The organism is Ruthenibacterium sp. (assembly GCF_017421385.1).
Taxonomy (GTDB): domain Bacteria; phylum Bacillota; class Clostridia; order Oscillospirales; family Ruminococcaceae; genus Ruthenibacterium; species Ruthenibacterium lactatiformans.
In genome coordinates this window covers 1-4,049 of record NZ_JAFOIN010000073.1, presented here as the reverse complement: position 1 = coordinate 4,049, position 4,049 = coordinate 1, and the positions used below count along the sequence as shown (strand labels likewise).

At 66.5% G+C, this 4,049-nt stretch carries 3 protein-coding genes; 1 reads left to right on the top strand and 2 read right to left on the bottom strand.

The features are described from left to right. Positions 1 to 1,232: GtrA family protein (locus IIY41_RS07915; RefSeq protein WP_287400284.1), on the bottom strand; the 1,232-nt coding region annotated here is incomplete at its 3' end. Positions 1,233 to 1,461: 229 nt separating this feature from the next. Then, on the bottom strand, positions 1,462 to 2,463 hold the full coding sequence (locus tag IIY41_RS07910) for an SDR family NAD(P)-dependent oxidoreductase (protein WP_123158116.1): 1,002 nt from the start codon (positions 2,461 to 2,463) through the stop codon (positions 1,462 to 1,464). Between the two features lie 294 nt (positions 2,464 to 2,757). Between IIY41_RS07910 and IIY41_RS07905 the strand changes: the two genes are divergently transcribed. Further along, a partial coding sequence (locus IIY41_RS07905) for an amidohydrolase (RefSeq protein WP_287400281.1) occupies positions 2,758 to 4,049 on the top strand: 1,292 nt, incomplete at its 3' end.

The following is a 4,049-nucleotide window of genomic DNA, read 5'->3' as shown; positions in this document are numbered from 1 at the left end:
TTGTCGGCTTCCGCCTCCATTTCGCCTGCGGCGAAACCGCGCTGGCCGGTTACCGGCCCCACCTTTTGGGTTTGCCGCGCAAAATCAGGCGCGGCATTTCGCTGCGCGAAACCACCCTGTGCGGTTGTCCGCTTCGCGTCCATGGCTTCGCCGCTTCCGTAAAGCACCGGCCGCGGCGTCTTTTCACTGAACACCCAGCGAAGCTGCACCTGGTAGCTGGCCACGGCCAGAAGCGCGTCCACCAGCAGCTTGGCCAGCATGTCGTCCATGTGCAGCCCGGTGCACGCCGCCCACACGCCCACAAAGGACAGCATCAGCTGCGCCAGCCACAGACAGTAGTATTTTGCCACCGTCGGGCCGATCTTCTTGTTCTGCACATAGGGCAGACGGCGGTTGCAGGTATAGTTCACCACGCTGGAGAGCGTGCGCGCGATGACCGCCGCAAAAAACAGGCGCGGCGCCAGCGGAAGGCCCAGCAGCAGCCATTTCACCAGCACGCAGTATACAAACACGTCCACCACCACGCTCAGCCCGGCGGACATGGCGTACTGCACCAGCCCGCTGCCCAGCTGGTGGATGATGCGCGCGGAATCCGCCACGGTGCGGTAATGGCTGCCCTCGTTGTTGTTGAAATACACCGTCTCGATGGGCACGATGGTATACGGGATGCTGCGCTGCTTTGCGTAGATGAGCATGTTCAGCTCGTATTCGTAGCGTTCGCCGCGCACCTCCAGCAGGTCCCTGTGCATCCCGTTCGGAATGCCGCGCAGGCCCGTCTGCGTATCTTTCAAATCAATGTTGTACAGCACGCGCATGGCCGCCGAGGTGACGCGGTTGCCTGTTGCGCTGCGCGCGGGCGTGCCGGGGCCGAAATCACGGCAGCCCAGCACCAGCGTGCCCGGGCAGGCATCCATGGCCTCGCACACACGGCGCACATCCTTTACCGTATGCTGGCCGTCACAGTCCGCCGTCACGATGCCCGCGCAGCCGTCCTCATGCGCGCCGTACCAGCGCAGAGCCGTTTTCAGGGCCGCGCCCTTCCCCCGGTTCTGTTCGTGCGTCAGCACCGTGCAGCCCATCTCCGCCAGCGCCGCGAATACCGGCGCATACGCCGGCCCGCTGCCGTCGTCCACTACAAGCACCGGGCCAAGGCCCGCCGCCAGCACCTCCTGCGCATAGGGAACGAACTCCCCGCCCGGCTCGTACGCCGGAATCACGATACAAACACGCATGCCGCACAACTCCCCATTGAGCGCCCGCTCTTCCGCAGGGCTTTCATCTCTATCTATATCTATAAGACGATTTGACACACCAAATCAACTACACAATTTTAAGAAATTCTTAAAAATAAATCAAGGGGGGATAAACGGCGCTCCTGCTCCGCTTATCCCCCCTGCGGCGTGGCACGCCGCCCTTTTTCCGGCTTTTCACGGCAGGAAAAAAACTTTACAGCCGCGCCCCTCAAATGCGCCCCTGCCGCCGCAGCCACGCCACGGTGTCGGCCAGCGTCGTGCCGAAGGGGCGCGTGGTATAGCCCAGCTCCCGCGCGGCCTTCGCATGGGAAAAGCGCGCGCCCGACGAAAGCGTGTACAGCGAATACGCCGTGTACAGCGGCGGCTGGCGCAGCAGCCTGTAATACTGCTCGGAAAGAGGCGCCGCAGCCCTGGCCAGCCACAGCGGCAGCATCACCCGCACCCGCCTGCGGCCCGTGATGCGGTGCAGCATGGCCAGCACGTCCCGCACCGTGTAGTACCGGCCGGAAAGGATATAGCACTCCCCCGGCCGCCCCCGCTCGCAGCAGGCCAGTATCCCCGCCGCCACGTCGCGCACGTCCACAAAGTCATAACCGCCGTCCACGCCCGCGGCCAGACGGCCCGTGCAGAAATCCTGCACCAGCTGCGTCAGGTGTCCATGGCCGTAGTCATACGGGCCGCAGATGCCCGAGGGATGCACGACGCGGACGTCCAGCCCCCGCGCGCGGGCCGCCAGCGCATAGGCCGTGGCCGCGGCCTTTGTTTTGGCGTACAGCCCAACCACCGCGCCGGGGCTGAACACGTCCGTCTCCGACACCGGCGCGCCGCCGGGCTTTTCCGGCAGCGCGTGCACCGAGCTTACATGCACCAGCTTTTTCACGCCGCGGCGCACGCAGGCGTCCACCACGTTTTTTGTGCCCGTCACATTTACGTCATAAACGTTCTGGTCGAACCGGGAGGCGATGCTCACGATGCCCGCGCAGTGGATGACCGTCACATCCCGCCCCTCCGCGCCCGCGAACAGCGCCTCCAGCGAGGCCGGGCTGCGCACGTCGCCCGCCACGGCCTCCACGCCCCCGGGGAGCTGGGGCGCGTGCTCCTCCCCCGGCAGAACGAGCGCGCGCACCTGCCCGCCCGCGCGCGCCAGCCTGTGCGCAACGGTATTGCCCAGATGGCCCGTCGCGCCTGTTACGAGATACAGCTCCTTCATGGCCCGCCGCCTTTCCCAACGCCCCGCTGCGCGGGGCGTGCCTGCCGTGTGATGCTTCCTTCCTTTATTATTCTACCACGCATTTATCTCTAAACTTTGAACAGCGCCCCGGCGCGGGATATTTTTCCGCCCGGCCGCGCGGCCTTTCCGGCGCACCGCGGGCGGCCGCTTTGCGCGGCTGTTCCCCTCCGCGGCAAAATGTGGTATTCTAAGAAATAGCTTTTGGCTGTTTTTGCAGGCACAAGGCATACCGCGGCGCACAGCGCGCCGCCCGGAACAGAGGACGTGAAAAACATGAATGAAGCACAACGCATCACCGAATGGGTGGAACAAAAAAAGGAAAGCGCCATTGCGCTGGCCAGGGCCGTCTGGGGCTTTGCGGAGCCGAACTGGCGCGAAACGCAGAGCGCCGCCGCCATCAGCGCCGCGCTGGAGGCCGAGGGCTTTGCGCTGGAGCGCCGCCCCTGCGGCATGGAGACGGCTTTCGTCGCCACATGGGGCGGCGAAGGGCCGGTCATCGCCTTTTTGGGCGAATACGACGCGCTGCCTGCGCTTTCCCAGCAGGCGGGCCGCGCTGAAAAAGCGCCGCTTTGCGAGGGCGCGGCTGGCCATGGCTGCGGGCACAACCTGCTGGGCGCGGGCAGCTTTGCCGCAGCCGTGGCGCTGAAGGACTACTGCCTCGAAACCGGCCTGCGCGCCACCGTCAAATACTTCGGCTGCCCGGCTGAGGAGGACGGCGGCGGAAAGGTGTTTTTCGCCCGCGCCGGATATTTCGACAAGGTGGATGCGGTGTTCGCCTGGCATCCCGGCTCCGCGAACTACGTCAGCGGGCAGGGCTGCCTTGCCGTGACGGGCGTGCTGTACAGCTTTAAGGGACGCACGGCCCACGCGGCGGGCGCGCCCTTCGCCGGGCGCAGCGCGCTGGACGCGGCCGAGCTGATGAACGTGGGCTGCAACTATCTGCGGGAACACATCATCCCCGAGGCGCGGCTGCATTACGCTTACCGCGACGTGGGCGGCACCGCCCCCAACGTGGTGCAGGAGAGCGCCTGCGTGCATTACTACATCCGCGCGCCCCGTGTGGCCCAGATGCTGGACATCAAGCGGCGTGTGGACGATGTGGCCCGGGGGGCCGCGCTGATGACGGGCACGGCGCTCACCATCCGCGAGGTGGACGGCTTCTCCGACTATGTGCCCAACAGGGCGCTGTCCGAGCTGCTGTGGCAATGCATGCGGGAGGTGGGCGCGCCCGCCTGGGACGAAGCCGACCGGGCGCTGGCCGCACAGTTCGCCGCCACGCTCTCCGCCGGGGAGCGCGCGGACAACCTGGCCTCCACGCTCTCGGCCACGGACCTGCCGCTGTCCCATTATGCGGGCAAGGACCTGGACGACGGCATCGCGCCGTTCTTTTACGACCCCAAAACCGCCGAGCCCGGCAGCACCGACGTGGGCGACGTGAGCTACTGCGCGCCCACGGCCCAGTGCTACTACGCCGCCGGGGCGCTGGGCACGGGCGGCCACACCTGGCAGATGGCCGCGCAGAGCTGCAGCCCGCTGGGCTTCAAGGGCATGCTGGCGGCGGCGGC

What these genes read in the sequence shown, in the direction of transcription:
- IIY41_RS07910 (WP_123158116.1), bottom strand. Translation starts at nt 2,463, where the DNA reads ATGAAGGAGCTGTATCTCGTAACAGGCGCGACGGGCCATCTGGGCAAT.